At 61.9% G+C, this 26109-nt stretch carries 23 protein-coding genes; 9 read left to right on the top strand and 14 right to left on the bottom strand.

The window, feature by feature from the left end; genetic code table 11:
- Positions 1 to 105: 105 nt before the first annotated feature.
- The 3 genes from hutU to hutC form a co-directional block, all read right to left on the bottom strand.
- On the bottom strand, positions 106 to 1779 hold the full coding sequence (gene hutU, locus FHW75_RS02400; protein WP_016712451.1) for a urocanate hydratase: 1674 nt from the start codon (positions 1777 to 1779) through the stop codon (positions 106 to 108).
- Between the two features lie 155 nt (positions 1780 to 1934).
- Positions 1935 to 2507 (bottom strand): HutD family protein, encoded by a 573-nt coding sequence (locus tag FHW75_RS02395; RefSeq protein ID WP_016712452.1) that lies wholly within the window; start codon positions 2505 to 2507, stop codon positions 1935 to 1937.
- A complete protein-coding gene (gene hutC, locus FHW75_RS02390) occupies positions 2504 to 3214 on the bottom strand; it encodes a histidine utilization repressor (protein ID WP_174244684.1) in 711 nt (236 codons plus the stop codon). The genes FHW75_RS02395 and hutC overlap by 4 nt, the downstream gene beginning before the upstream one ends.
- 142 nt (positions 3215 to 3356) lie before the next feature.
- Between hutC and FHW75_RS02385 the strand changes: the two genes are divergently transcribed.
- On the top strand, positions 3357 to 4721 hold the full coding sequence (locus FHW75_RS02385) for a formimidoylglutamate deiminase (RefSeq protein WP_019098303.1): 1365 nt from the start codon (positions 3357 to 3359) through the stop codon (positions 4719 to 4721).
- Positions 4722 to 4753: 32 nt separating this feature from the next.
- On the opposite strand, the gene FHW75_RS02380 is transcribed toward FHW75_RS02385, so the two are convergent.
- The 5 genes from FHW75_RS02380 to FHW75_RS02360 all read right to left on the bottom strand — a co-directional run bounded on the left by FHW75_RS02380 (position 4754) and on the right by FHW75_RS02360 (position 10111).
- Positions 4754 to 5326, bottom strand: coding sequence for a lipocalin family protein (locus FHW75_RS02380; protein ID WP_019098302.1), 573 nt, complete (start codon positions 5324 to 5326; stop codon positions 4754 to 4756).
- Positions 5323 to 5577, bottom strand: a complete 255-nt coding sequence (gene bamE / locus FHW75_RS02375) for an outer membrane protein assembly factor BamE (RefSeq protein ID WP_003249234.1) — start codon at positions 5575 to 5577, stop codon at positions 5323 to 5325. Before bamE ends, FHW75_RS02380 begins: the two co-directional genes overlap by 4 nt.
- 225 nt (positions 5578 to 5802) lie before the next feature.
- Positions 5803 to 6399, bottom strand: coding sequence for a DUF924 family protein (locus FHW75_RS02370; protein ID WP_019098301.1), 597 nt, complete (start codon positions 6397 to 6399; stop codon positions 5803 to 5805).
- Between the two features lie 3 nt (positions 6400 to 6402).
- The gene (locus tag FHW75_RS02365) at positions 6403 to 7413 is read right to left on the bottom strand and encodes a class 1 fructose-bisphosphatase (RefSeq protein WP_016712457.1); all 1011 of its coding nucleotides are present in this window, start codon (positions 7411 to 7413) and stop codon (positions 6403 to 6405) included.
- 247 nt (positions 7414 to 7660) lie between these two features.
- A complete protein-coding gene (locus FHW75_RS02360; protein ID WP_019098300.1) occupies positions 7661 to 10111 on the bottom strand; it encodes a glycogen/starch/alpha-glucan phosphorylase in 2451 nt (816 codons plus the stop codon).
- A 184-nt stretch (positions 10112 to 10295) separates the two neighbouring features.
- On the opposite strand from FHW75_RS02360, the gene FHW75_RS02355 reads away from it, so the two are divergent.
- On the top strand, positions 10296 to 10700 hold the full coding sequence (locus tag FHW75_RS02355; protein WP_025752310.1) for a YkgJ family cysteine cluster protein: 405 nt from the start codon (positions 10296 to 10298) through the stop codon (positions 10698 to 10700).
- 122 nt (positions 10701 to 10822) lie between these two features.
- On the opposite strand, the gene typA is transcribed toward FHW75_RS02355, so the two are convergent.
- Both typA and thiI read right to left on the bottom strand, forming a co-directional pair.
- A complete protein-coding gene (gene typA, locus FHW75_RS02350; RefSeq protein ID WP_016712460.1) occupies positions 10823 to 12643 on the bottom strand; it encodes a translational GTPase TypA in 1821 nt (606 codons plus the stop codon).
- 128 nt (positions 12644 to 12771) lie between these two features.
- A complete protein-coding gene (gene thiI, locus FHW75_RS02345; protein ID WP_016712461.1) occupies positions 12772 to 14226 on the bottom strand; it encodes a tRNA uracil 4-sulfurtransferase ThiI in 1455 nt (484 codons plus the stop codon).
- A gap of 401 nt (positions 14227 to 14627) precedes the next feature.
- Between thiI and glnA the strand changes: the two genes are divergently transcribed.
- From glnA to ntrC, 3 genes are all read left to right on the top strand, one after another.
- On the top strand, positions 14628 to 16034 hold the full coding sequence (gene glnA, locus FHW75_RS02340; RefSeq protein ID WP_016712462.1) for a type I glutamate--ammonia ligase: 1407 nt from the start codon (positions 14628 to 14630) through the stop codon (positions 16032 to 16034).
- Positions 16035 to 16391: 357 nt separating this feature from the next.
- Entirely contained in the window at positions 16392 to 17477 is a 1086-nt protein-coding gene (gene glnL / locus FHW75_RS02335) for a nitrogen regulation protein NR(II) (protein WP_016712463.1), read from the top strand.
- A complete protein-coding gene (ntrC, locus tag FHW75_RS02330; RefSeq protein WP_016712464.1) occupies positions 17474 to 18910 on the top strand; it encodes a nitrogen regulation protein NR(I) in 1437 nt (478 codons plus the stop codon). The genes glnL and ntrC overlap by 4 nt, the downstream gene beginning before the upstream one ends.
- 365 nt (positions 18911 to 19275) lie before the next feature.
- On the opposite strand, the gene FHW75_RS02325 is transcribed toward ntrC, so the two are convergent.
- A complete protein-coding gene (locus tag FHW75_RS02325; RefSeq protein WP_016712465.1) occupies positions 19276 to 19713 on the bottom strand; it encodes a hypothetical protein in 438 nt (145 codons plus the stop codon).
- On the opposite strand from FHW75_RS02325, the gene trmL reads away from it, so the two are divergent.
- Positions 19712 to 20173 (top strand): tRNA (uridine(34)/cytosine(34)/5-carboxymethylaminomethyluridine(34)-2'-O)-methyltransferase TrmL, encoded by a 462-nt coding sequence (gene trmL / locus FHW75_RS02320; RefSeq protein ID WP_016712466.1) that lies wholly within the window; start codon positions 19712 to 19714, stop codon positions 20171 to 20173. The genes FHW75_RS02325 and trmL overlap by 2 nt on opposite strands.
- A gap of 154 nt (positions 20174 to 20327) precedes the next feature.
- Here trmL and secB read toward each other — a convergent pair whose 3' ends face one another.
- The 3 genes from secB to FHW75_RS02305 are packed head-to-tail and all read right to left on the bottom strand — an operon-like array spanning position 20328 to position 21522.
- Entirely contained in the window at positions 20328 to 20813 is a 486-nt protein-coding gene (secB, locus tag FHW75_RS02315) for a protein-export chaperone SecB (RefSeq protein ID WP_016712467.1), read from the bottom strand.
- Positions 20814 to 20852: 39 nt separating this feature from the next.
- Positions 20853 to 21107 carry a glutaredoxin 3 gene (grxC, locus tag FHW75_RS02310; RefSeq protein WP_003249204.1) on the bottom strand — a complete coding sequence of 85 codons (255 nt, stop codon included), beginning with the start codon at positions 21105 to 21107 and terminating at the stop codon, positions 20853 to 20855.
- A gap of 1 nt (position 21108) precedes the next feature.
- On the bottom strand, positions 21109 to 21522 hold the full coding sequence (locus FHW75_RS02305) for a rhodanese-like domain-containing protein (RefSeq protein ID WP_019098297.1): 414 nt from the start codon (positions 21520 to 21522) through the stop codon (positions 21109 to 21111).
- A 206-nt stretch (positions 21523 to 21728) separates the two neighbouring features.
- Here FHW75_RS02305 and gpmI point away from each other — a divergent pair, with 206 nt between their 5' ends.
- The 3 genes from gpmI (at position 21729) to FHW75_RS02290 (ending at position 26105) form a co-directional block, all read left to right on the top strand.
- Positions 21729 to 23264 carry a 2,3-bisphosphoglycerate-independent phosphoglycerate mutase gene (gene gpmI, locus FHW75_RS02300; protein ID WP_019098296.1) on the top strand — a complete coding sequence of 512 codons (1536 nt, stop codon included), beginning with the start codon at positions 21729 to 21731 and terminating at the stop codon, positions 23262 to 23264.
- A gap of 141 nt (positions 23265 to 23405) precedes the next feature.
- Positions 23406 to 24710 (top strand): murein hydrolase activator EnvC, encoded by a 1305-nt coding sequence (locus tag FHW75_RS02295; RefSeq protein ID WP_027614846.1) that lies wholly within the window; start codon positions 23406 to 23408, stop codon positions 24708 to 24710.
- A 78-nt stretch (positions 24711 to 24788) separates the two neighbouring features.
- Entirely contained in the window at positions 24789 to 26105 is a 1317-nt protein-coding gene (locus FHW75_RS02290) for a S41 family peptidase (protein ID WP_016712472.1), read from the top strand.
- Positions 26106 to 26109: the final 4 nt, after the last annotated feature.

Raw genomic sequence — 26109 nt, 5'->3', positions numbered from 1 at the left:
GCTACTCCAAATCGCGTGGAGCCGCAGGCCCGTTTTTCGGTGCCTGCGCGCTCCTTCTTGTTGTTCAGTATCACCCCTTGCGGGGTGCGATCCAAAGCGCGGCGATCAGCCAGTGATCATCGGCAGGTCCAGGCCCTGCTCCTTGGCGCAGTCGATGGCGATGGCGTAACCGGCATCGGCGTGGCGCATCACGCCAGTCCCCGGGTCGTTGGTCAGCACGCGGGCGATACGCTCGGCGGCTTCGTCGGTACCGTCGCAGACAATCACCATACCCGAGTGCTGCGAGAAGCCCATGCCCACGCCACCGCCGTGGTGCAGCGACACCCAGGTGGCGCCGCCTGCGGTGTTCAGCAGGGCGTTGAGCAGCGGCCAGTCGGAGACAGCGTCCGAGCCATCACGCATGGCTTCGGTTTCGCGGTTAGGGCTGGAGACCGAACCCGAGTCCAGGTGGTCACGGCCGATCACCACCGGTGCCGACAGCTCGCCGCTGCGGACCATTTCGTTGAACGCCAGGCCCAGCTTGGCGCGCAGGCCCAGGCCAACCCAGCAGATACGTGCCGGCAGGCCCTGGAAGCTGATGCGCTCGCGGGCCATGTCCAGCCAGCGGTGCAGGTGGGCGTCATCGGGGATCAGTTCCTTGACCTTGGCGTCGGTCTTGTAGATGTCCTCGGCATCGCCAGACAGCGCCGCCCAGCGGAACGGGCCGATACCACGGCAGAACAGCGGGCGAATATAGGCCGGCACGAAGCCCGGGAAGTCGAAGGCATTGGCCACGCCTTCTTCCTTGGCCATCTGGCGGATGTTGTTGCCGTAGTCGAAGGTCGGGATGCCCTGCTTCTGGAAGTCCAGCATGGCTTGTACGTGCACGGCCATCGACTGCTTGGCGGCCTTGACCACGGCAGCCGGTTCGGTCTGCGCACGGTCGCGGTACTGTTCCCAGGTCCAGCCGGCTGGCAGGTAGCCGTTCAGTGGGTCGTGGGCGCTGGTCTGGTCGGTGACCATGTCCGGGCGCACGCCACGCTTGACCAGCTCTGGCAGGATTTCGGCAGCGTTGCCGTGCAGGGCGATGGAGATGGCCTTGCCTTCGGCAGTGTACTTGGCGATGCGCGCCAGGGCGTCGTCGAGGTCGGTGGCCTGCTCGTCGACGTAGCGGGTTTCCAGGCGGAAGTCGATGCGGCTCTGCTGGCATTCGATGTTCAGCGAGCAGGCGCCGGCCAGGGTAGCGGCCAGTGGCTGGGCGCCGCCCATGCCGCCCAGGCCTGCGGTGAGTACCCACTTGCCTTTCAGGCTGCCGCCGTAGTGCTGGCGACCGGCTTCGACGAAGGTTTCATACGTGCCCTGGACGATGCCCTGGCTGCCGATGTAGATCCAGCTGCCGGCGGTCATCTGGCCGTACATGGCCAGGCCTTTGGCGTCCAGTTCGTTGAAGTGTTCCCAGTTGGCCCAGTGCGGCACCAGGTTGGAGTTGGCGATCAGCACGCGTGGGGCGTTGCTGTGGGTCTTGAACACGCCGACCGGCTTGCCCGACTGCACCAGCAGGGTTTCGTCGTCTTCCAGGCGGGTGAGGGTTTCGACGATCTTGTCGTAGCATTCCCAGTTACGGGCAGCGCGGCCGATACCGCCGTACACCACCAGTTCTTTCGGGTTTTCCGCAACCTGTGGGTCGAGGTTGTTCATCAGCATGCGCAGTGGCGCTTCGGTCAGCCAGCTTTTGGCGGTCAGCTTGTTGCCACGTGGGGCACGGATTTCAACGTCACGGTATTTGTTGTTGTCGGTCACGGGAAAGGTCCTCTGCGGTCGTCCGCGGGCGGGTATGTCGTGGTCAATATACAAACACACCTTTACTTGTATGTACAAGCATGGACAACCAAAATATTTGGACTGATCCGCTGAACGGCTGAAAAAGCTGGGGCCGCTTTGCGGCCCCGGATAGCTCAACGTGAAATGAGTTCGATCAGGCAGAACCGCCCCTGAACCTCCAGCCCAAGCAATTCGTCATTGCCTTCGAGCCGCAGGCAGTCATGCAACCCCAACCGCTGCGTTTCGCGCCCTGCCATGGTCACCTCAACCTGGCTACTGGCCGCAAACAACAACACCGTCGACGCCGAGCTGTACAACCGGCTGGTGCCATCGAACCACTGCAACCGCGCCCGATACCGCTGCGGTGCATAGATCAGGTTGAAATCGCGAATCGGCCCGCCCAGCAGCTTGCAGCTGACCTGGCTTTCGCCGCTGAAGGCAAAGGCATCCAACGGCAACAACGGTCGACTGGCCTGGCCATTGACCAGCAGTCGCATGCCATCGCCCTGCAGCACAGTGATGATCCGCTGGTAGCCGGCGAACGTGGAAAACCCGCCCGACTCCTCGATATCGGCAATCGACAGGCGCCAGCCAAAACCGTCCAGCCCTTCACCGCTGTCGCGGGTAATTTCTTCGGTGAAACCGCCACCGTTCTTCCACGGCATGCGCGGGTAATCCTGCGCACGCAACAACTGCAGTTGGCTCATTTACTGAAACGTCCTTCCAGGCGATGACGGGAACCGGGGTGTATCAACCGTGCAGCGGTCACCGGCTGGCGGCCGGACCAGGTGCGGCGGCGAATCAGCAGACAAGGCTCGCCCCGCTCGATCTGCAACAGGGTGCATTCGTCCGGCTCGGCCAGGATGGCCTCGACCACGTGCTCGCCCTCGGTCAGCGGCGCCACCTGGGACAGGTAGGCGTAAGGCGTCTGCCGGGTGAAGTCCTGCTTGAGGTAGTCAGGGGCAATGGCCGCGTTGACGTAGCGGTCCTCGATCTGCACCGGCACGCCGTTTTCAAAATGCACGATCAGCGAGTGGAACACCCGCTGGCCTTCACGCATGTCCAGGGCCAGGGCCCGTTCGGAGCCGGCGGCTTCTTCGGCAAGGGTAATGACCTGGCAGCTATGCTGATGGCCGCGTGCGGCGATTTCGTCGGCAATGTTGTTGACCTCGAACAACGCCGATCGGCCCTTGGGCTCAGCCACGAAGGTACCCACGCCTTGCATGCGCACCAGCAGGCCTTCAGCCGTAAGCTCGCGCAGGGCGCGGTTGATGGTCATGCGGCTGAAACCCAGCTCGCTGACCAGTTCGCTCTCGGAGGGAACCCGGTGGTGGGGCGGCCAGCTGCCGTTGTCGATCTGCTGGACGATCATGTGTTTGACCCGGGCATACAGCGGCGCCGGGCCCTCGCCCATCTGGGCAACCAGCGCGGAGACAGGAGGTGTCGGCACGGCGTTGAGTCCTTTGCAATGGAATGAGCGGTAGCTTGCCGCAGTTTACCCGGCAGGCAAACGCCTGTATATGTATATACAAGTTAACAATAACAGGATTTTACCGATGTCCGCCTACTTCGCCGAACGCGCCCTGCTGCCAACGGGCTGGGCCAACCATGTCCGTATCGAGGTCGCCAGCGATGGCCATGTAGTCAGCATCGAGCCGAGCGCTTCGGCCGAAGGTGCTGAACGCCTGGCCGGCCCGTTGCTGCCCGGCATGCCCAACCTGCACTCGCATGCCTTCCAGCGCGCCATGGCAGGCCTGGCGGAAGTCGCTGGCAACCCCAACGACAGTTTCTGGACATGGCGCGACCTGATGTACCGCCTGGTCGGGCAGATCACCCCGGACCAGCTGCAGGTCATCGCCCGCCAGCTGTACATCGAGATGCTCAAGGCCGGCTACACCTCGGTAGCCGAGTTTCATTACGTGCATCATGACCATGCCGGCAAGGCCTACGCCGACCCGGCCGAGCTTTCCCGCCGCATCAGCGCGGCTGCGGCCGACAGCGGCATTGGCCTGACCTTGCTGCCGGTGCTGTACAGCCACGCCGGCTTCGGCGGCCAGGCACCGAACGACGGGCAGCGGCGCTTCATCAGTTCCACCGAAGGGTACCTGCAACTGCAGGCACAACTGTCCCCGATCCTGGCCGCGCAACCTGCACAGCAGTTGGGCCTGTGCTTCCACTCGCTGCGAGCGGTAACGCCTGGGCAGATCGCCGACGTGCTGACGGCCAGCGACAAGCAATGCCCGGTGCATATCCATATCGCCGAGCAGCAGAAGGAAGTGGACGACTGCCTGGCCTGGAGCGGCCTGCGCCCGCTGCAATGGCTGTACGAACATATCGATGTCGATCACCGCTGGTGCCTGGTGCATGCCACCCATGCCGAGCCGGATGAAGTCACCGCCATGGCCCGCAGCGGTGCCGTGGCCGGGCTGTGCCTGACCACCGAGGCCAACCTGGGTGACGGGATTTTCCCGGCGGTGGACTACCTGGCGCAGGGCGGGCGCATGGGCATTGGTTCAGACAGCCATGTGTCGCTGAGCGTGGTGGAAGAACTGCGCTGGCTGGAATATGGCCAGCGCCTGCGTGACCAGCGGCGTAACCGCCTGTACCGCGCCGACCAGCCGATGGTCGGGCGCACGCTGTATGACGCAGCACTGGCAGGTGGTGCGCAGGCACTGGGGCAAGGGATTGGAGAGCTGGCCGTGGGCAAGCGTGCCGACTGGCTGGTACTCGACGGGCAGGACCCTTATATCGCTATGGCGGATGGGGATGCCATTCTTAACCGCTGGCTGTTTGCGGGTGGGGATCGCCAAGTGCGCGATGTGATGGTGAATGGGCAGTGGGTAGTGCGCCAAGGGCGGCATGCACAGGAAGAGGAAAGCGCGCGGGCGTTTACTCAGGTATTGCGGCAGCTTTTGGGTTGAGTGTACTGGGGCTGCTTTGCAGCCCCAAAAAATCAGTGCATTTTTACAATCTGTTGATCAGACGCCCGCCAAATCAAGCGGCTGGTGTCATACCCCTGCTGCCGAGCCTTGGACAACAGGTTCTCACGCTCCCACGCCGGCAATGTCGGCGTACGCGACAGAATCCACAGGTGCTTGCGATCCGGGCTGCCGACCACTGCCGTGCGGTAACGGTCATCCACGTACAGAATCCAGTACTCGCCCCGAGCCACGCCCGGCACCAGCTTGGTAAACCAGTTGTCGAACTCTACCCACAGCTTGTCGGTATGCCCCGGTTCCTGAATGCTGGCGTGCCCCTCGGCACGCAGCCATTCATCACCCATGGTGCGGCAACGGTTGAGCACGCCAAAGCTGCCATCCGGCTTGAGGTTGTAGTGCGCCTCGGACTGCTCGCAGCCGGTCTGGTAGCGCATAGGCAGGCGTGCCAGCTCGAACCATTTGCCCTGATAGCGCTTGAGGTCGACATTGCCGGCGGTTTTCGGCGCCAGCGGGTCATGCACGGAGCCTGCACAACCGCCCAGCAGCAACGCCAGGCACACCCCCATCAGCAGGTACGCACGCCTCATTTGAGACCCTGCCCTGAATACATCAGCACCTTGTCAGCTGCGTACTGCACGCTGATGAAGCTCTTCTCGTCCCCCCAGGTGCAGCTGCTCATGCCCAACGCGCCAGAGCACTCGGTCGGCGTGCCGAGCAACTGCTCGACCTCGGCCTTGTTCATACCGGCCTTGATCTTGGAATAGTTTTCCTGGTTGATCTTGCTGCAGGCAGTCAGGACGACGCACAGCGACAACAGGGCGAGGGAACGCAACGACATGAAGGACACTCCTGGAGAGGGGATACAGGCGAGTGGCCTGCAGTGACCTTCGACGGAAAAAACCCTCCCAGGTTCCCTACTCCACCCCATTTACCCCTACACCATTGGTCGGGTGGCCACTACCGTGCGATTAATCACAAAGTAATAGTCATCGCCCAATAAAAAAGGCCGCACCTTGTAGGAGCGGCCTTGCGTCACGACAGCCTGCGCAGCAGGCTCAATGCCTCAGAACCTGGACCCGGGCTCCAGCAAAAAGTCCATCTCTTCACTGGTACTCGGCCGCTCCAGCACCAGATTGCGGTGCGGGAAGCGCCCGAACCGGGCAATCACGCGCTGATGCTGCTCGGCATAGTCGAGGAAGCCTTCGAACAGCCGGCGATGGGCCTCTGGCTGCTCGTCGAGCAATACCTGATAACGCTCGACACACAGGTTCTGCCAGTCCAGCACCTCGGCATGCTCCAACACCAGCAGCACGAACACCCGCTGGATGGGCAGCAACTGGTAGTCCCAGCCCTTCTGCAGGCCCTGCATGGCCACCACCTGGGCACGCCGGTCGCCCTCGAAAGCGCGCGGCGTGTCGCGGTAGATCATGCGCGGCAGCTGGTCCAGCAGAATCAGCAGGCCCAGCCAGCCCTGCGGGCTTTGCTGCCACTCGTCGAGCCCGCCGGCCAAGGCCTGCTCGGTCAGGTCGCCAAACAGCGCATGGGCATCGGCATCGTGATGCTTGCCGAACCACAGCGTGCTCTTCTCGTCAGCCACGGCCTGGGGACTGGTGCCCCAACCGAACCACCATTCCAGCAACGGCTGCCAAGGTGCGAGCATGACTTACTCCTTGTGGTAGGCGGTAACGCGCTCGACCTCTTCCTTCGAGCCGAGGATCACCGACACGCGCTGGTGCAGGCTTTCTGGCTTGATGTCGAGGATGCGATCGTAACCGTTGGTGGAGGCGCCGCCGGCCTGCTCGATGATGAAGGACATCGGGTTGGCTTCGTACATCAGGCGCAGCTTGCCCGGCTTGCTTGGTTCACGGGCGTCACGTGGGTACATGAACAGGCCGCCACGGGTCAGGATGCGGTGCACGTCGGCCACCATCGAAGCGATCCAGCGCATGTTGTAGTTCTTCTTCAGCGGGCCGGTCTCGCCTGCCAGCAGCTCGCCCACGTAGCGTTGTACCGGGGCTTCCCAGTGGCGCTGGTTGGACATGTTGATGGCGAATTCGGCGGTGCTTTCCGGCACACGGATGTTTTCGTGGGTCAGAACGAAGCTGCCCAGCTCGCGGTCCAGGGTGAAGCCCTTCACGCCATTGCCCAGGGTGAGGATCAGCATGGTCTGCGGGCCGTAGATGGCGTAACCGGCGGCGACCTGCTGGGTGCCTGGCTGCAGGAAGGCGTTTTCGTTCAGGGTTTCGTTCTGGCTCAGGTATTCGTTAGGGCAACGCAGTACCGAGAAGATGGTGCCGACCGACACGTTGACGTCGATGTTCGACGAACCGTCCAGCGGGTCGAAGACCAGCAGGTAGGCGCCTTTCGGGTATTTACCCGGGATCTGGTAGGCGTTGTCCATTTCTTCGGACGCCATGCCGGCCAGGTGGCCGCCCCACTCGTTGGCTTCCAGCAGGATATCGTTGGAAATCACGTCCAGTTTCTTCTGGACTTCGCCCTGCACGTTTTCAGTGCCCATGCTGCCCAGCACACCACCCAGGGCGCCTTTGGACACGTGATGGCTGATTTCCTTGCACGCACGCGCCACCACTTCGATCAGGAAGCGCAGATCGGCAGGGGTATTGTTGCTGCGGGTCTGCTCAATCAGATAGCGACTCAGGGTAACGCGGGACATGTATGGCTCCGAACGGATTGGGGGGGATGAAAAACCCCCGCAGTTTACAGGGAGAGTTGCAGGCTAGCGAGTGATGAGACTCGCCACGGCTCTCTGACGGCACAATAGGTCGGTAGTTCAGCCTTCGCCAGGCCGGTGGTCTGGTTGTGGGCCCATTCGCGGGCACGCCCGCTCCCACAGGTGTCTCGCAAGCTGCGAGGCTTGTGATGCACCTGTGGGAGCGGGCGCGCCCGCGAATGGCCTCACATCAATCCAAAGCCTTCCAGATCTCGGTGGCATACTCCCGAATGGTCCGGTCCGACGAGAACCACCCCATCCGCGCCGTGTTCAGCACCGCCATGCGCCACCACTCCTGCGGCGTGTGCCACAGTTCCTCGACCCGCCGCTGGGCATCCCAGTAGGCATCGAAGTCGGCGCACACCAGGAAGCGGTCATACGCCACCAGCCCGTCGATCAAGCCGGCGTAGCGCGAAGGGTCGTCCGGCGAGAACACACCGCTGCGAATCGCCTGCAGCACGTCACTCAGGCGGTTGGACGCAGCAATCGCCGCACTGGCACCAAAATCACCCGCCTTCTTGCGCGCCTCGACCTGCTGGGCTGTCAGGCCAAAGATGAACATGTTGTCGGCACCCACCTGCTCGCACATCTCCACGTTGGCGCCATCCAGCGTGCCGATGGTCAACGCGCCGTTCAGCCCGAACTTCATGTTGCTGGTACCGGAGGCTTCATAACCGGCCGTGGAAATCTGCTCGGAAAGGTCTGCCGCCGGGATGATGCTTTCAGCCAGGCTGACGTTGTAGTTGGGCAGGAACACCACCTTCAGCAGGCCACGGACGGTCGGGTCGTTGTTCACCACCCGAGCGATGTCGTTGGCCAGTTTGATGATCAACTTGGCCTGGTGATAACTGGCTGCCGCCTTGCCGGCGAAAATCTTCACCCGCGGCACCCAGTTGGTACCGGGGTCGTTGCGTATGGCCTGGTACAACGCCACGGTGTGCAGCAGGTTTAGCAACTGGCGCTTGTACTCGTGGATGCGCTTGACCTGCACGTCGAACAACGCCTCGGGGTTTACCGTAACGCCTATGCGGTCCTGGATGATGCTGGCCAGCGCGCGCTTGCTGTGCAGGCGCTGGGCGGCGAACTGCTTGCGAAAACCAGGCTTGTCGGCAAACGGCACCAGGCCGGCCAGCCGCCCTTCAGGGTCGTCCTTGAGCTCTGGCCCGAGCGCCTCGACCAGCATGTCGGTCAACTGAGGATTGGACTGGTACAGCCAGCGGCGGAAGGTAATGCCGTTGGTCTTGTTGTTGATACGCTGCGGGTAAAGCTTGTGCAACTCGGAGAACACGGTGCTCTTCATCAACTTGCTGTGCAGCGCCGACACGCCGTTGACGCTGTGCGAGCCAAGAAACGCCAGGTTGCCCATGCGCACGCGGCGGCCGTTGTCTTCCTCGATCAGCGACACGGCGCGCAGCACGTCGAAATCGTGCAGGCCTTTGGCGCGCAGCGAGTCGATATGGTAGGCATTGATGAGGTAGATGATCTGCATGTGCCGGGGCAGCATGCGTTCCATCAGCGCGACCGGCCAGGTTTCCAGGGCTTCGGGCAGCAGCGTGTGGTTGGTGTACGCGAGCGTGCCGACAGTCAGCTCCCAGGCCTTTTCCCACGGTATTTCATGCTGATCCACCAACAGCCGCATCAACTCCGCCACCGCAATCGATGGGTGGGTGTCGTTGAGCTGGATGGCTGCCGCATCGGGCAGGTTGAGCAGGTCTTTGTGCATGTTCAGGTGACGGCGGAGCAAATCCTGCAACGAAGCCGACACGAAGAAGTACTCCTGACGCAGGCGCAGTTCCTGCCCCGCCTCGGTGCTGTCCGCCGGGTACAGCACGCGAGAAATGCTCTCGGCCCGCGCCACTTCGGCCACGGCCCCCAGGTGGTCGCCCGCATTGAAGCGTTCAAGGTGCAGCTCTTCCAGCGCCCGCGCACGCCACAAGCGCAAGGTGTTGACGCTGGACCCGCGCCAGCCGACAACGGGCGTGTCATAGGCGACCGCCCGCACCGTTTCACCCGGCGACCAGACCTGGCGCTGGGCACCGCTATCATCGCTCAAGGTTTCAACGCTGCCGCCGAAGCTGATCGGGTAGATCACCTCGGCACGCTCGAACTCCCACGGGTTGCCGAAATCCAGCCAGTTTTCGGTCTGCTCCTGCTGCCAGCCATCGACCACGGCCTGACGGAACAGCCCATGCTCGTAGCGGATGCCATAACCATGGGCGGCAATGCCCAAGGTGGACATACTTTCCATGAAGCATGCTGCCAGCCGGCCAAGGCCTCCGTTACCCAGCGCGGCATCGGGTTCGAGCAGGCGGATGCGCTCCAAGTCCACATCCAGCCCTTCCAGTGCATCGCGGGCGATGTCCAGCAGCCCCAGATTGCTAAGGCTGTCGTACAGCAGGCGCCCGATAAGGAATTCCAGGGAGAGGTAGTAGACCCGCTTCTGGCTGCGTCGATAAGCCTGGCGGGTATGGTCCATCCAGTGGTCGACCATGTGATCGCGCGCAGCCAGGGCAATGGCTTCGAACCAGTCATGGTCGAAGGCGTGCTCCGGGTCCTTGCCAACCGCATAGGTCAGCTTGTTCAGTACGGCGGCGCGAAAATCCGCGACTTCGGCGTCACGTGCTTTGGGTTCCTGGGACATGCGGCATCCTCGGGCAAGTTGACGAAAGCGGAGGGAGATTGTTGAGACTAGACCCTTCGACCGGGAGTGACAGTTACGGTTCGCAGTTTTCATGCCCACTCTGCGATTCCGGCAAAAGGTTGTTCATAAATTGAACAATTCCGGTATCATCGCGCGCCCCAAGACCGTGATCCACCCTATAAAGATGAAAACAACCCTGATCGCCGCCGCCGAAGTCGACCGCCTGGAGACTTGGCAGCGCTACACCAGCCACATGTGCGGTGGCTGCCACTCGACCTGTTGCACCCTGCCGGTGGAGGTGAAGATCAAGGATCTGATCCGTATCGGCGTGGTAGACGAGTTCGAAAAAGACGAACCGCCGAAGAACGTGGCCAAACGCCTGCAGAAGGAAGGCATCATCGAGCGCTTCAACCAGAAGTCGGGGATCTTCACCCTGACCCGGATGAGCAACGATGACTGCATGTATCTGGATCGTAAAAGCCGCCTGTGCACCATTTATGACAAGCGCCCGGATACCTGCCGCAACCACCCCAAGGTCGGGCCGCGACCGGGGTATTGTGCGTACAAGCCCAAGGTGGTTGGGCGCTGATCGTTAGCCTTCAAGTGCCGCTTCGCGGGCTTGCCCGCGAAGCGGGCAGCACAATTCCTGAAGGCATAAAAAAACGCCCCCGGCCTTTCGACCGGGGGCGTTTTCATTCAGCCTGAGCTAACTCAGTTCTTGGCTTTCTTGGCAGCGCGGGTACGCTCGCCTTCGTCCAGGATCTTCTTGCGCAGACGGATCGACTTAGGCGTCACTTCGCACAGCTCGTCGTCCTGGATGAATTCCAGGGCCTGTTCCAGGGTGTGGCGAACTGGCGGTACCAGGGCGATGACTTCGTCTTTGCCCGAAGCACGCATGTTGTCGAGCTTCTTGCCTTTGGTCGGGTTCACGCCCAGGTCGTTGTCACGGCTGTTCAGGCCGATGATCTGACCGTTGTAGATCTCCTGGCCGTGCTCGACGAACAGCTTGCCGCGCGCCTGCAGGGTTTCCAGCGAGTAGGTCAGCGCCTTGCCGGTTTCGACCGAAACCAGTACGCCGTTCAGGCGGCCGGACATCTGGCCCGACTTCATGGTGTCGTAACGATCGAAGATCGAGGTCAGGATGCCTGCACCGTTGGTCAGGGTCAGGAACTGGTTACGGAAACCGATCAGACCACGGGCTGGAATGTTGTACTCCAGGCGCACACGGCCCTTGCCATCCGGAACCATGTTGGTCAGGTCGCCTTTACGCAGACCCATCTCTTCCATCACCTTGCCCTGGGATTCTTCAGGGATGTCGATGGTGACGTTCTCGAACGGCTCCTGCTTCACGCCGTCAACTTCGCGGATGATTACTTCAGGACGGCCTACGGCCATCTCGAAGCCTTCACGGCGCATGGTTTCGATCAGAACCGACAGGTGCAGCTCACCACGGCCCGATACCTTGAACTTGTCAGGGGAATCGGTTTCCTGAACGCGCAGAGCAACGTTGTACAGCAGCTCTTTGTCCAGACGGTCCTTGATGTTACGGCTGGTGACGAACTTGCCTTCTTTACCGCAGAACGGCGAGTCGTTGACCTGGAAGGTCATGGAAACGGTCGGCTCGTCAACGGTCAGCGGCTTCATCGCTTCTACCGCATCCGGGGCGCACAGGGTGTCGGAGATGAACAGCTCGTCGAAACCGCTGATGCAGACGATGTCGCCAGCCTGGGCTTCTTCAACGTCTACACGGTGCAGGCCGTGGTGGCCCATCAGCTTCAGGATACGGCCGTTACGCTTCTTGCCGTTGGTGTCGATGGCAACAACCGGGGTGTTCGGCTTGACGCGACCACGGGCAATACGGCCAACGCCGATAACGCCGAGGAAGCTGTTGTAGTCCAGTGCGGAGATCTGCATCTGGAACGGGCCGTCACGGTCAACAGACGGCGCAGGTACGTTGTCGACGATCGACTGGTACAGGGCGGTCATGTCTTCGCCCATTTCGGTGTGGTCCAGGCCGGCAATGCCGTTCAGGGCCGAGGCGTAGACGACTTTGAAGTCCAGCTGTTCGTCGGTAGCACCGAGGTTGTCGAACAGGTCGAAGATCTGGTCCAGAACCCAGTCAGGACGTGCGCCCGGGCGGTCAACCTTGTTGATCACGACGATTGGCTTCAGGCCGGCTTCGAAGGCTTTCTTGGTCACGAAGCGGGTTTGCGGCATCGGGCCGTCCTGGGCGTCGACCAGCAGCAGCACGGAGTCGACCATCGACATTACACGCTCAACCTCGCCACCGAAGTCGGCGTGGCCGGGGGTGTCGACGATGTTGATGTGGTAGCCGTTCCAGTTGATGGCGGTGTTTTTCGCCAGAATGGTAATACCGCGCTCTTTTTCCTGGTCGTTGGAGTCCATGACGCGCTCGTCGTTGAGCTCGTTACGCTCCAGAGTGCCGGACTGACGCAGGAGTTTGTCGACCAGGGTGGTTTTACCATGGTCAACGTGGGCGATGATGGCGATGTTACGCAGATTTTCGATCACAAGTGTATCTCGATCAGAGGATTCGGTTGCCGCCCAGTGTAGGCGGCCAATATGTACTGTTTAAGGCTCAGCGGGCCCGGCGGTCGGGAGGGCGATGGCGGATACTGCCGCCATACAGCCCCGGCGTCTTATGTCGGACGATAAACACGCACATTGGCATGTCCCTCACTGAGCAGGTGGTGTGCGTGCAAACGGCTCATCACACCCTTGTCGCAATACAGCAAGTACTGGCGCGTGGGGTCCAGGTGCTTGAACTTGCTGTTGATCGCGTAGAACGGCATGGCCTGGACTTCGATACCTTCCAGCGCCAGGGGTTCGTCTTCCTGGGCATCGGGGTGACGAATGTCGATGACGATCTGGCCTGGCAACGCTTCGGCCACTTCCTCGATTTCGATGTCCTTGCCCAGCTCATCGATCACATGGTCGATGGAAATGAATTTGGCGCGCTCCAGGGCGCGCTCCAGCACGGCCATGTCGAACTGTTTTTCTTCATGCTCCATGCGGTGGCGCTTGGCGTGGGTGGTCGGGTTTACCGAGATCACGCCGCAGTATTCTGGCATGTGCTTGGCGAAATCGGCGGTGCCGATTTCGGTGGCCTGGTCGATGATGTCCTGCTTGTGGCTGGCCAGCAACGGGCGCAGCACCAGCTTGTCGGTGGCCGAGTCGATGATCGACAGGTTCGGCAGCGTCTGGCTGGACACCTGGGAAATCGCCTCGCCGGTGACCAGCGCGTCGATCTGCAGGCGGTCGGCCATGTGCGCGGCACCGCGCAGCATCATGCGCTTGAGGGTGACGCCCATGTAGCTGTTGTCGACCTTGTTGAGGATTTCGCCGACCACTTCTTCGAACGGCACGCTGATGAACAGCACACGCTGGCTGCTTCCGTACTTTTTCCACAGGAAATGGGCCACTTCCATCACGCCCAGCTCGTGGGCACGGCCGCCGAGGTTGAAGAAGCAGAAGTGGGTCATCAGGCCACGGCGCATCATCTGGTAGGCCGCCACGGTGGAGTCGAAACCACCGGACATCAGCACCAGGGTCTGCTCCAGGGCGCCCAGCGGGTAACCGCCGATGCCGTTGTGCTGGTTGTGGATCACGTACAGGCGCTGGTCGCGGATTTCGATGCGCACCAGCACTTCAGGGTTCTTCAGCTCGATGCCGGCGGCGCCGCATTGCTGGCGCAGCTGGCTGCCGACGTAGCGGTCGACGTCCATCGAGGTGAAGTCATGGTGGCCACCGCGCTTGCAGCGCACGGCGAAGTGCTTGCCGGCCAGCAAGTGGCCGAAGTGGTGCTTGCACTTGGCGACGATGTCGTCGAAGTCACCCAGCGGGTATTCCTCTACCTGCAGGAAGTGGGTGATACCCGGCGTGCAGGTGAGGCGCTCGATCATCTCGCGCTGGACTTTCTCGTCTTCGACGCGGGTGACCACTTCGAGATTGTCCCAGACACCATCGACCGCGAGCTCAGGGTCGAGGTCCTTGAGCACGTTGCGGATGTTCTTGCCGAGCTGGCGGATGAAGCGCTTGCGCACCGGCCGGCTCTTGATGGTGATTTCTGGGAAGACTTTGACGATAAGTTTCATTGGTTAACAGCGCGCGCAGGGCCTGCCGAAAATGAGGGGCGCGAATTATAGCGGAAATTGCTCAGGATTTGACCAACTTTTGATCAGAAGCTTTCAGATAAATGCAAGGCGGGGGGTTTTGCGGTGCCCGTGAGATCGATCGCAGGCGCGACACAAATCAAGCAATGCACTTCTTTGGTGCGTCGGCACCAAAGCCCGCATCTTAAGGGTGCATTTTTCGCCATCACCCGCGTACCAAATGCCCGCAAACGCCCCCTTTTATCCCGCCCTCGCCATTTTCGGGCACTGGCATGCAATTTGCTCCCTTGTGAGGCAGGTAAGCTTGGCCGACTATCCGCGCCCGGCAACACCCTTTTTCCAGGGCAGCGGCCCACCGCGCTCTAGACCATCCGGAGGACAACATGTCGAAGTCGGTTCAACTCATCAAAGATCATGACGTCAAGTGGATTGATCTGCGTTTCACGGACACCAAAGGCATTCAGCACCACGTGACCATGCCGTCGCGTGATGCGCTGGACGAGGACTTCTTCGAAGTCGGCAAGATGTTCGACGGTTCCTCCATCGCTGGCTGGAAAGGCATCGAAGCTTCCGACATGATCCTGATGCCGGTTGACGAAACCGCCGTGCTGGACCCGTTCACCGAAGAACCAACCCTGATCATCACCTGCGACATCGTCGACCCGTCGAGCATGCAGGGCTACGATCGTGACCCACGCGCAATCGCCAAGCGCGCCGAAGAGTACCTGAAGAGCACCGGCATCGGTGACACCGTATTCGCAGGCCCGGAGCCAGAGTTCTTCATCTTCGACGAAGTGAAGTTCCAGTCGGACATCTCCGGCTCGATGTTCAAGATCTTCTCCGAGCAAGGCTCGTGGATGACCGGTGCTGACGTGGAAGGCGGCAACAAAGGCCACCGTCCAGGCGTGAAAGGCGGCTACTTCCCGGTTCCGCCGTTCGACCACGACCACGAAATCCGTACTGCCATGTGCAACGCACTGGAAGAAATGGGTCAGACCGTTGAAGTTCACCACCACGAAGTGGCGACTGCCGGCCAGAACGAAATCGGCGTCAAGTTCAACACCCTGGTGAAGAAGGCTGACGAAGTACAAGCCCTGAAATACGTCGTGCACAACGTTGCCGACGCCTACGGCCGTACTGCCACCTTCATGCCGAAGCCACTGTACGGCGACAACGGTTCGGGCATGCACGTACACATGTCGATCTGGAAAGACGGCAAGAACACCTTCTCGGGTGAAGGCTATGCCGGCCTGTCCGACACCGCCCTGTACTTCATCGGCGGTATCATCAAGCACGGTAAGGCCCTGAACGGCTTCACCAACCCGTCGACCAACTCGTACAAGCGTCTGGTTCCAGGTTTCGAAGCCCCGGTAATGCTGGCCTACTCGGCGCGTAACCGTTCCGCCTCGATCCGTATTCCTTACGTCGGCAGCCCGAAAGCCCGCCGTATCGAAGCACGCTTCCCGGACCCATCGGCCAACCCGTACCTGGCCTTCGCGGCCCTGCTGATGGCTGGCCTGGACGGCATCCAGAACAAGATCCACCCAGGCGATGCTGCCGACAAGAACCTGTACGACCTGCCACCAGAAGAGGCCAAGGACATTCCGCAAGTGTGCGGCAGCCTGAAAGAAGCCCTGGAAGAGCTGGACAAAGGCCGTGCGTTCCTGACCAAGGGCGGCGTGTTCTCCGACGACTTCATCGATGCCTTCATCGAGCTGAAATCGGAAGAAGAGATCAAGGTCCGTACCTTCGTGCACCCGCTGGAATACGAGCTGTACTACAGCTGCTGATCTGATCGGCGCCTTGCGCCGATGACATGATCAGGAACGGCCTCCCTCGGGAGGCCGTTTTCGTTTCTGCGCCACACAGAAATCACCTCACCCACGCTATGCTCTATCTTGGTGCACAACAAAGCGCCATGCCCCTATTTGCTCCCCAATCTGGTTCACATGAAACGTTTCATCCAGAGTTTCTGATCCGAATTTGCGCAGATACAGGCCTTTATCGGCAAATCCCGCTTCTTTTCGGAGCTTTGGTTTGTTTCTTGCATTTCTAGCAGGTACAGAGCTTCGCACCAGCGGGGCCACCGCACCTGGCCCTGGCCAAAGCAGTGCCAGGCAAGCGCCAAAAGAGGTCAACGACGCCTTATGACCATCAGCGATGCACAGCACCGTCTGCTTCTGGACAACCTGACCACCGCCACGTTGCTGCTCAATGCCGAGCTGCGCCTGGAGTACATGAACCCGGCTGCGGAAATGCTGCTGGCTGTCAGCGGGCAACGTAGCCATGGGCAGTTCATCAGCGAGCTGTTCACCGAGTCGACCGAAGCGCTCAGCTCGTTGCGCCAGGCGGTCGAACAGGCGCACCCGTTCACCAAGCGCGAAGCGCAGCTCACCTCGCTGACCGGGCAGACCATCACCGTCGACTACGCGGTAACACCCATCCTCAACCAGGGCCAGACCTTGCTGTTGCTGGAGGTGCACCCGCGCGACCGGCTGCTGCGTATCACCAAGGAAGAGGCCCAGCTGAGCAAGCAGGAAACCACCAAGATGCTGGTGCGCGGCCTGGCTCACGAAATCAAGAACCCCCTCGGCGGCATCCGTGGCGCGGCGCAGTTGCTGTCACGCGAGTTGCCCGAGGAAGGCCTGCGCGACTACACCAACGTGATCATCGAAGAGGCCGACCGCCTGCGTAACCTGGTAGACCGCATGCTCGGCTCGAACAAGCTGCCGTCACTGGCCATGACCAACATCCACGAAGTGCTGGAGCGGGTCTGCAGCCTGGTCGAGGCCGAAAGCCAGGGTTGCATCACTTTGGTGCGCGATTACGACCCAAGCCTGCCGGACGTCCTGATCGACCGCGAGCAGATGATCCAGGCCGTCCTCAACATCGTGCGTAACGCCATGCAGGCAATCAGTTCGCAGAACGAGCTGCGCCTGGGCCGTATCACCCTGCGCAGCCGCGCCTTGCGCCAGTTCACCATCGGCCATGTGCGCCATCGTCTGGTGGCGCGGGTAGAAATCATCGACAACGGCCCGGGCATCCCGCCGGAACTGCAAGACACCCTCTTCTATCCCATGGTCAGTGGCCGCCCCGACGGTACCGGGCTGGGCCTGGCCATTACCCAGAACATCATCAGCCAGCACCAGGGCCTGATCGAGTGTGAAAGCCACGCAGGCCACACCGCCTTTTCGATCTACCTGCCTCTGGAACAAGGAGCCACCGCCTCATGAGCCGAAGTGAAACCGTATGGATTGTCGACGATGATCGCTCCATCCGCTGGGTACTGGAAAAAGCCCTGCAACAGGAAGGCATGACCACCCAGAGCTTCGACAGCGCAGATGGTGTGATGGGCCGCCTTGCACGCCAGCAACCGGACGTGATCATTTCCGACATCCGCATGCCGGGTGCCAGCGGCCTCGACCTGCTGGCACAGATTCGCGAGCAGCACCCACGCCTGCCGGTCATCATCATGACCGCTCATTCCGACCTGGACAGCGCCGTGGCGTCTTACCAGGGGGGGGCCTTCGAATACCTGCCCAAGCCGTTCGACGTGGACGAGGCTGTCTCGCTGGTCAAGCGTGCCAACCAGCATGCCCAGGAACAGCAAGGGCTGGATGTGCCACAGAACCTGGCGCGCACACCCGAAATCATCGGCGAAGCACCGGCCATGCAGGAGGTGTTCCGCGCCATCGGCCGCCTCAGCCACTCCAACATCACCGTATTGATCAACGGTGAGTCGGGTACCGGTAAAGAGCTGGTCGCCCATGCGCTGCACCGCCACAGCCCGCGTGCGGCGTCGCCGTTCATTGCCCTGAACATGGCCGCCATCCCCAAGGACTTGATGGAGTCCGAACTGTTCGGCCATGAGAAAGGCGCTTTCACGGGTGCCGCCAACCTGCGCCGGGGCCGCTTCGAGCAGGCGGATGGCGGCACGCTGTTCCTCGACGAAATCGGTGACATGCCTGCCGACACCCAGACCCGCCTGCTGCGGGTGCTGGCCGATGGCGAGTTCTATCGCGTTGGCGGCCACGTGCCGGTCAAGGTCGATGTGCGCATCATTGCCGCGACCCACCAGAACCTGGAGTCGCTGGTACAGGCCGGCAAGTTCCGCGAAGACTTGTTCCACCGCCTGAACGTGATTCGCATCCATATTCCTCGGCTGGCCGACCGCCGTGAGGACATCCCCGCCCTCGCCCGCCATTTCCTCGCCCGCGCCGCCCAGGAGCTGGCGGTGGAGCCGAAAATTCTCAAGCCGGAGACCGAAGAGTTCATCCGCAACCTGCCGTGGCCGGGCAACGTGCGGCAGATGGAGAACACTTGCCGCTGGATCACTGTGATGGCCTCCAGCCGCGAGGTACTGATCGGCGACCTGCCGCCTGAACTGCTGAACCTGCCGCAGGATGCCGCACCGGTCACCAACTGGGAGCAGGCCTTGCGCCAGTGGGCCGACCAGGCGTTGGCACGCGGGCAGTCGAACCTGCTGGACAGCGCGGTGCCAAGCTTTGAGCGGATCATGATCGAGACGGCGCTCAAGCATACCGCCGGTCGGCGCCGGGATGCGGCGCTGTTACTGGGTTGGGGGCGTAATACCTTGACCCGCAAGATCAAGGAGCTGGGGATGAATGTCGCGGGCGGTGATGACGAGGAAGGTGACGACCACTAACTCTCGGTAATCCTGCAAGATCCCTGGGGCCGCTTTGCGGCCCCAGCCATTTCAGCCTACCGATGCACCGATCCTGTGCCCAATGCACCTCTCGAAGGCACAAATCCCCTCAAAAACCGGCCAAATACCCCTCAAAGCCCAATATTCACGGGCTTTGCAAAATTGGCACGCCCCCTGCAATACCTAATACATACCCAGTTTCGGGGGCCCTGGTACAGGCAGGCCGGGTGAACCCCTCTTTTATTCGCAACACCGCCCGTTTTGGGGACCTCGGTACAGGCAGGCCGGGACATCCCCCCTTTACACGCAACACGCAGTACCCCTTTTGGGGACCCTGGTACAGGCAGGCCGGGATATCCCCTCTTTTATTCGTGCAGCTTCACCTGCACACGCCAACGCCCAGCGTCCTCTGTACCGGCCCACTCGCCGTGCAGGGGACGCGCGGCCACCACTGTCAGCAACAGCCCTTCCTTGCTCTTCTGCACCCGCCAGCTAACTGGCTTCCCCGCCAGGCTCAATTGCCCTTGCTGGGCCTTGCCCTGGGCCTGGAACAGCAACGCAACCGTCCCTTCCACGTTCTCGCCGTGCAGCTGCGGTTCTTCATTGAACCAAAGGTCCAGGCCGTCCTGCACCACCTCCACCTGCTGCAACACCCGCTCTTCGGGCGTTGTCAGGCGGCCAATCATCAACCCGACCATGACGCCAACGATCGCCAGCGACAGCATCATCCGTGGGAAGGCCTTCGAACGCACGTCCGGTTCAGGGGTAGAATGCCCGTCATCTTCACGCTTGGAGCCGTGCATGTTTCACGTCATCCTTTTTCAACCAGAAATTCCGCCAAATACCGGCAACATCATTCGCCTGTGCGCCAACAGCGGCTGCCACCTGCACCTGATCGAACCCATCAGCTTCGAACTGGACGACAAGCGCCTGCGCCGTGCGGGGCTGGACTACCACGAGTATGCCACGCTCAAGCGCCATGAGAGCCTGGCCGGATGCCTGGAAAGCCTGGGCAATCCACGGCTGTTCGCCTTTACCACCAAGGGCTCGCACCCGTTCCATGAAGTGGCCTATCAACCGGGTGATGCCTTCTTGTTCGGGCCAGAGAGCCGCGGGTTGCCAGCCGAGGTGCTGGACAGCTTGCCGGCTGAGCAGCGCCTGCGCCTGCCAATGCGGCCGGGGTGCCGTAGCTTGAACCTGTCGAACACTGTGGCGGTGACCGTGTATGAGGCGTGGCGGCAGAATGCGTTTGCCGGCAGTTGATGCATGGGCAGGAACGGCCTCTTCGCGGGGCAAGCCCGCTCCCACATTCAAATGTGTACGCCAAACCATTGTGGGAGCGGGCTTGCCCCGCGAAGAGGCCCGCACAGGCAATAAAAAAGCGCCCCGAGAGGCGCTTTCTTGATACCGGCAGTGATTACTGCACAGTCGGCGCAGCGCCCGCTTCCTGCATGCGTTGCAGTTCTTGCGCATACAGTGCGTCGAAGTTGACCGGCGACAGCATCAGGGCCGGGAACGAACCGCGGGTCACCAGGCTGTCCAGGGTCTCACGGGCGTACGGGAACAGGATGTTCGGGCAGAACGCACCCAGGGTGTGGCTCATCGAAGCTGCATCCAGGTTGGCGATCAGGAAGATACCGGCCTGCTGTACTTCAGCGATGAACGCCACTTCGTCACCGTTCTTGACGGTAACCGACAGGGTCAGCACCACCTCGTGGAAGTCGCCTTCCAGGGCTTTCTGCTTGGTGTTCAGGTCCAGCGCAACGCTCGGCTCCCAGCTCTGGCGGAAGATCTGCGGGCTTTTCGGGGCTTCGAACGACAGATCGCGCACGTAGATGCGCTGCAGGGAGAACTGTGGGCTGTTGTCTTCTGCAGCAGCGCCGTTGGTCTGTTGGTCAGTCATGGCAGATCCTTATCCTAATGTTTTTGAATGCAGTGCAAATCAGGCCGCCAGCAGCGCGTCGAGCTTGCCGGCGCGCTCCAGGGCATAGAGGTCATCGCATCCACCGACATGGGTGCTGCCGATCCAGATCTGCGGCACCGACGTACGGCCGGCCTTCTGGCTCATCTCGGCGCGCACCTGCGGTTTGCCGTCGACCTTGATTTCCTCGAAGGCCACGCCTTTGCTCTCAAGCAAGTACTTGGCGCGCATGCAGTAGGGGCAGTAGTCGCTGGAATAGACGATGACGGGCTTCATATCACTTCACCAGGGGCAGGTTATCGGCTTTCCAGCTGGAAACGCCACCGCTCAGTTTGGCAGCGGTGTAGCCAGCCTTGAGCAGTTCGCGGCAGTGGGTGCCGGACTGCTGGCCCATTGCGTCGACGACGATCAGGGTCTTCTCTTTGTGCTTGTCCAGCTCGCTCATGCGGGTGGCCAGCTTGTCCTGCGGAATGTTGATCGCACCGACGATGTGGCCGGCGGCATATTCCTTGGCAGTACGGATGTCGACGACCAGACCCTTGTCGGCATTGACCAGGGCGGTCAGCTGGCCGTTGCTCAGGCTCTGGCCGCCACGGCGGATTTCATTGAGCAGCAGCAGGACCAGCAGAACAACGAAGATCGCAACCAGGATGTAGTGATCTGTCGCGAATTGAATCAGGTGAGCAACCATCAGCGGTGTTCCAGGCGATTGAAAATGCCGGCCAGTATACACAGCCCCCCAGTGCCACCAAAGCCCGACAGGCCGGCCGGAAAGGTACCTTCATGTTGCTACATCGGGCGCGCTGGTCAGGCAACAGGACGAATATTCGCCGCTGGTGGCGGATTTGCCCTAAAATGCGTGTCTTTATCATCTTTGAACAACCGTGAGTTTGATTGATGACGAGTACGCCCAAACCCCTGGTCCTGATCATCCTGGATGGCTTCGGCCACAGCGAAAGCCCCGAATACAACGCCATCTACGCCGCCAACACACCGGTCTATGACCGCCTGCGCGCCAGCCAGCCGCACGGCCTCATTTCCGGTTCGGGCATGGATGTCGGCCTGCCGGACGGGCAGATGGGCAACTCCGAAGTCGGTCACATGAATCTCGGCGCCGGCCGCGTCGTGTACCAGGACTTCACCCGGGTGACCAAGGCCATCCGTGACGGCGAATTCTTCGAAAACCCTGTGCTCACCGGCGCCGTGGACAAGGCCGCCAGTGCCGGCAAGGCCGTGCACATCCTCGGCCTGCTGTCCGATGGCGGCGTACACAGCCACCAGGACCACCTGGTGGCCATGGCCGAACTGGCCGCGCAGCGCGGTGCAGAAAAAATCTACCTGCACGCCTTCCTCGATGGCCGCGACACCCCGCCGCGCAGCGCGCAGTCGTCCATCGAACTGCTCGACGCCACCTTCGCCAAGCTGGGCAAGGGCCGCATCGCCAGCCTGATCGGCCGCTACTTCGCCATGGACCGCGACAACCGCTGGGACCGCGTCAGCGCTGCCTACAACCTGATCGTCGACAGCACTGCCGAATACACCGCCGACACCGCGCTGGCTGGCCTGGAAGCGGCCTACGCACGCGACGAGAGCGACGAGTTCGTCAAGGCCACGCGCGTTGGCGAAGCGGTCAAGGTCGAAGATGGCGATGCCGTGATCTTCATGAATTTCCGCGCCGACCGTGCCCGCGAGCTGTCGCGCGTGTTCGTCGAAGCCGACTTCAACGAATTCCCGCGTGCCCGCCTGCCAAAACTGGCGGCCTACATCGGCCTGACCCAGTACTCGGCCAAAATCCCGGCCCCTGCGGCCTTCGCCCCGGCCAGCCTGCACAACGTGCTGGGCGAGTACCTGGCGAAAAACGGCAAGACCCAGCTGCGCATCGCCGAAACCGAGAAATACGCTCACGTCACCTTCTTCTTCTCCGGCGGCCGCGAAGAACCGTTCGAAGGCGAAGAACGCATCCTCATTCCATCGCCGAAGGTTGCTACCTACGACCTGCAGCCGGAGATGAGCGCACCGGAAGTGACCGACCGCATCGTCGAAGCTATCGAGCAGCAACGCTATGACGTGATCGTGGTCAACTACGCCAACGGCGACATGGTCGGCCACACGGGCGTGTTCGAGGCGGCTGTGAAAGCCGTCGAGGCCCTGGACGGCTGCGTCGGCCGCATCGTTGACGCGCTGGACAAGGTGGGCGGCGAAGCGCTGATCACCGCCGACCACGGCAACGTCGAGCAGATGGAAGACGAATGCACCGGCCAGGCGCACACCGCGCACACCACCGAGCCGGTGCCGTTCATCTATGTGGGCAAGCGCAACGTGAAAGTGCGTGATGGCGGCGTGCTGGCCGACGTGGCACCGACCATGCTGAAGCTACTGGGGCTTGAGAAGCCGGTGGAAATGACCGGCACCTCGATCCTGGTTGACGCCTGATTCGGTGGGTTGGGGCTGCAAAGCAGCCCCTTTGCACATGAATTCCGGACAAACGCCCCTCTGCACCCGCAGCGAGGCGTTTTTTTTGCCCGCCCGGGCGGGCATACTAGGCCAGTCTCCATCCTTGGTACGCCAAACCCCATGCTTCGCGCCCTGATTCTCCTAGCCCTGTCTTGCCTGCTCAGCCCGGCATTCGCCGATGAGCGTGCGCAGACCCAGCAGCAACTGGACGCCACCCGCCAGGACATTGCCGAGCTCAAGAAGACGCTGGGCAAGCTCCAGGAAGAAAAGGCCGGTGTGCAAAAGGACCTCAAAGCCACCGAGACCGACATCGGCAACCTCGAAAAACAGGTGGAGGCGCTGCAGCAAGAGCTAAAAAAGACCGAGGGCGATCTGGAGCGCCTTGATACCGAGAAAAAAAAACTCCAGAGCGCCCGCGTTGAACAACAACGGCTGATCGCCATCCAGGCCCGCTCGGCCTACCAGAACAACGGCCGCGAGGAATACCTCAAGCTGCTGCTCAACCAGCAGAACCCTGAGAAGTTCGCCCGCACCCTCACCTACTACGACTACATCAGCAAGGCGCGCCTGGAACAACTGCGCACCTTCAACGAGACCCTGCGCCAGCTGGGCAACGTCGAGCAGGAAATTGCCACCCAGCAGGAGCAGTTGCTGGCCCAGCGCGCCGACCTCGACAGCCGCCGCCAGGCCTTGGAAGCCGAGCGCGGCAAGCGCCAGCAGGTGCTGGCCAAGCTCAATGGCGACATGAAGGACCGCGACCAGAAGTTGCAGGCCCGCGAGCAGGACCAGGCCGACCTGTCCAAAGTCCTCAAGACCATCGAGGAAACCCTGGCCCGTCAGGCCCGCGAAGCCGAGGAGGCGCGCAAGAAAGCCTTGCTGGCCCAGCAGGAAGCGGAAAAACGCCGCCAGCAGGAAGCCCTGGCCGCCGCCGCCCGCGAACAGGCCAAGGAACCTGTGGAACCGCCCAAAAAGGCCCGTACCACCCTCGGCCCGATGGTTTCCAGCGATGGCGCCAACTATGGCGGCGCTTTTTCTGCCGCGCGGGGCAAACTTCCATGGCCCGTCAATGGTCGACTGCTGGCACGCTTTGGTGATGCCCGCGGCAGCGATGCCCGTGCCAAATGGGACGGGGTGATGATCAGCGCCAACCCAGGCACCCAGGTACGTGCGGTGCACGGCGGGCGTGTAGTGTTCGCCGACTGGTTGCGCGGTGCGGGGCTTCTGGTCATTCTCGACCATGGCAACGGTTACCTGAGCCTGTACGGCCACAACCAGAGCCTGCTCAAGAGCGCCGGTGATATCGTCAAGGCCGGTGAAGCCATTTCCACCGTTGGCGACAGCGGCGGCCAGGACGCGGCAGGCTTGTACTTCGCCATCCGCCAGCAGGGCCGCCCGACCGACCCTTCGCAGTGGTGCCGGGGCTAGTCAAATTTCTACGGCGTAGCCTGAGTGCTGCGCCGATGCTCCCCAGGGAGCGCTTACAGGATCAGGAGTTCGTTCGACATGCTGCACTCGCCTCGTCTCACCCAGCTGGCCCTGTCCATCGCCCTGGCGGTCGGTGCGCCCCTGGCCATCGCTGCCGAGCCGGCCAAGGCCGCCGCAGTGCCTGCCACCGAGGTCACGGCCAAGGCGCCACTGCCGCTGGAAGAGCTGCGCACCTTCGCCGAGGTCATGGACCGCATCAAGGCGGCCTATGTAGAGCCAGTGGACGACAAGACCCTGCTGGAAAACGCCATCAAAGGCATGCTCAGCAACCTTGACCCGCACTCGGCCTACCTCGGCCCCGAGGACTTCCAGGAGCTGCAGGAAAGCACCAGCGGCGAGTTCGGCGGGCTGGGCATCGAAGTGGGCCAGGAAGACGGCTTCATCAAGGTGGTCTCGCCTATCGATGACACCCCGGCCTCCCGGGCTGGCGTGCAGGCCGGCGACCTGATCGTCAAGATCAACGGCGCCCCCACCCGCGGCCAGACCATGACCGAAGCGGTCGACAAGATGCGCGGCAAGGTTGGCGAAAAAATCACCCTGACCCTGGTGCGCGACGGCGGCAACCCGTTTGACGTGACCCTGGCCCGCGCGGTCATTCAGGTCAAGAGCGTGAAGAGCCAGCTGCTGGAAAACGACTACGGCTACATCCGTATCACCCAGTTCCAGGTCAAGACCGGCGACGAAGTGGGCAAGGCCCTGGCCAAGCTGCGCAAGGACAACGGCAAGAAGCTGCGCGGCGTTGTGCTGGACCTGCGCAACAACCCGGGCGGCGTACTGCAATCGGCGGTGGAAGTGGCCGACCACTTCCTGACCAAGGGCCTGATCGTCTACACCAAAGGCCGCATCGCCAACTCCGAACTGCGCTTCTCCGCCGACCCGGCGGACGCCAGCGAAGGCGTGCCACTGGTGGTGCTGATCAACGGCGGCAGTGCCTCGGCCTCCGAGATTGTCGCCGGCGCCCTGCAGGACCAGAAACGCGCTGTGCTGATGGGTACCGACAGCTTTGGCAAAGGCTCGGTGCAGACCGTGTTGCCGCTGGCCAACGACCGCGCCCTGAAGCTCACCACCGCGCTGTACTTCACCCCCAATGGCCGCTCGATCCAGGCCCAGGGCATCGTCCCCGATATCGAAGTGCGCCCGGCCAAGCTCACCGCCGAAGTCGACACCGACAATTTCAAGGAAGCCGACCTGCAGGGCCACCTGGGCAACGGCAACGGCGGCGCCGACCGCCCGACCGGCAGCAGCAAGCGCAAAGAGCGCCCACAGGATGACGACTTCCAGTTGAGCCAGGCGCTGAGCCTGCTCAAAGGGCTGAACATCACCTCAGGCAAGTGATTCA

The organism is Pseudomonas sp. OG7, from assembly GCF_014192825.1.
Lineage (GTDB): Bacteria > Pseudomonadota > Gammaproteobacteria > Pseudomonadales > Pseudomonadaceae > Aquipseudomonas > Aquipseudomonas monteilii.
This window is presented reverse-complemented; position numbering and strand designations above follow the sequence as displayed.

What these genes read in the sequence shown, in the direction of transcription:
- trmL (WP_016712466.1), top strand. Translation starts at nt 19,712, where the DNA reads ATGTTTCACGTCATCCTTTTTCAACCAGAAATTCCGCCAAATACCGGC.
- gpmI (WP_019098296.1), top strand. Translation starts at nt 21,729, where the DNA reads ATGACGAGTACGCCCAAACCCCTGGTCCTGATCATCCTGGATGGCTTC.
- bamE (WP_003249234.1), bottom strand. Translation starts at nt 5,577, where the DNA reads ATGTCGTTGCGTTCCCTCGCCCTGTTGTCGCTGTGCGTCGTCCTGACT.
- FHW75_RS02305 (WP_019098297.1), bottom strand. Translation starts at nt 21,522, where the DNA reads ATGGTTGCTCACCTGATTCAATTCGCGACAGATCACTACATCCTGGTT.
- ntrC (WP_016712464.1), top strand. Translation starts at nt 17,474, where the DNA reads ATGAGCCGAAGTGAAACCGTATGGATTGTCGACGATGATCGCTCCATC.
- FHW75_RS02380 (WP_019098302.1), bottom strand. Translation starts at nt 5,326, where the DNA reads ATGAGGCGTGCGTACCTGCTGATGGGGGTGTGCCTGGCGTTGCTGCTG.
- FHW75_RS02355 (WP_025752310.1), top strand. Translation starts at nt 10,296, where the DNA reads ATGAAAACAACCCTGATCGCCGCCGCCGAAGTCGACCGCCTGGAGACT.
- FHW75_RS02290 (WP_016712472.1), top strand. Translation starts at nt 24,789, where the DNA reads ATGCTGCACTCGCCTCGTCTCACCCAGCTGGCCCTGTCCATCGCCCTG.
- thiI (WP_016712461.1), bottom strand. Translation starts at nt 14,226, where the DNA reads ATGAAACTTATCGTCAAAGTCTTCCCAGAAATCACCATCAAGAGCCGG.
- FHW75_RS02360 (WP_019098300.1), bottom strand. Translation starts at nt 10,111, where the DNA reads ATGTCCCAGGAACCCAAAGCACGTGACGCCGAAGTCGCGGATTTTCGC.
- FHW75_RS02365 (WP_016712457.1), bottom strand. Translation starts at nt 7,413, where the DNA reads ATGTCCCGCGTTACCCTGAGTCGCTATCTGATTGAGCAGACCCGCAGC.
- glnL (WP_016712463.1), top strand. Translation starts at nt 16,392, where the DNA reads ATGACCATCAGCGATGCACAGCACCGTCTGCTTCTGGACAACCTGACC.
- hutC (WP_174244684.1), bottom strand. Translation starts at nt 3,214, where the DNA reads ATGGGCGAGGGCCCGGCGCCGCTGTATGCCCGGGTCAAACACATGATC.
- FHW75_RS02325 (WP_016712465.1), bottom strand. Translation starts at nt 19,713, where the DNA reads ATGCACGGCTCCAAGCGTGAAGATGACGGGCATTCTACCCCTGAACCG.
- secB (WP_016712467.1), bottom strand. Translation starts at nt 20,813, where the DNA reads ATGACTGACCAACAGACCAACGGCGCTGCTGCAGAAGACAACAGCCCA.
- FHW75_RS02295 (WP_027614846.1), top strand. Translation starts at nt 23,406, where the DNA reads ATGCTTCGCGCCCTGATTCTCCTAGCCCTGTCTTGCCTGCTCAGCCCG.
- grxC (WP_003249204.1), bottom strand. Translation starts at nt 21,107, where the DNA reads ATGAAGCCCGTCATCGTCTATTCCAGCGACTACTGCCCCTACTGCATG.
- FHW75_RS02385 (WP_019098303.1), top strand. Translation starts at nt 3,357, where the DNA reads ATGTCCGCCTACTTCGCCGAACGCGCCCTGCTGCCAACGGGCTGGGCC.
- FHW75_RS02370 (WP_019098301.1), bottom strand. Translation starts at nt 6,399, where the DNA reads ATGCTCGCACCTTGGCAGCCGTTGCTGGAATGGTGGTTCGGTTGGGGC.
- glnA (WP_016712462.1), top strand. Translation starts at nt 14,628, where the DNA reads ATGTCGAAGTCGGTTCAACTCATCAAAGATCATGACGTCAAGTGGATT.
- FHW75_RS02395 (WP_016712452.1), bottom strand. Translation starts at nt 2,507, where the DNA reads ATGAGCCAACTGCAGTTGTTGCGTGCGCAGGATTACCCGCGCATGCCG.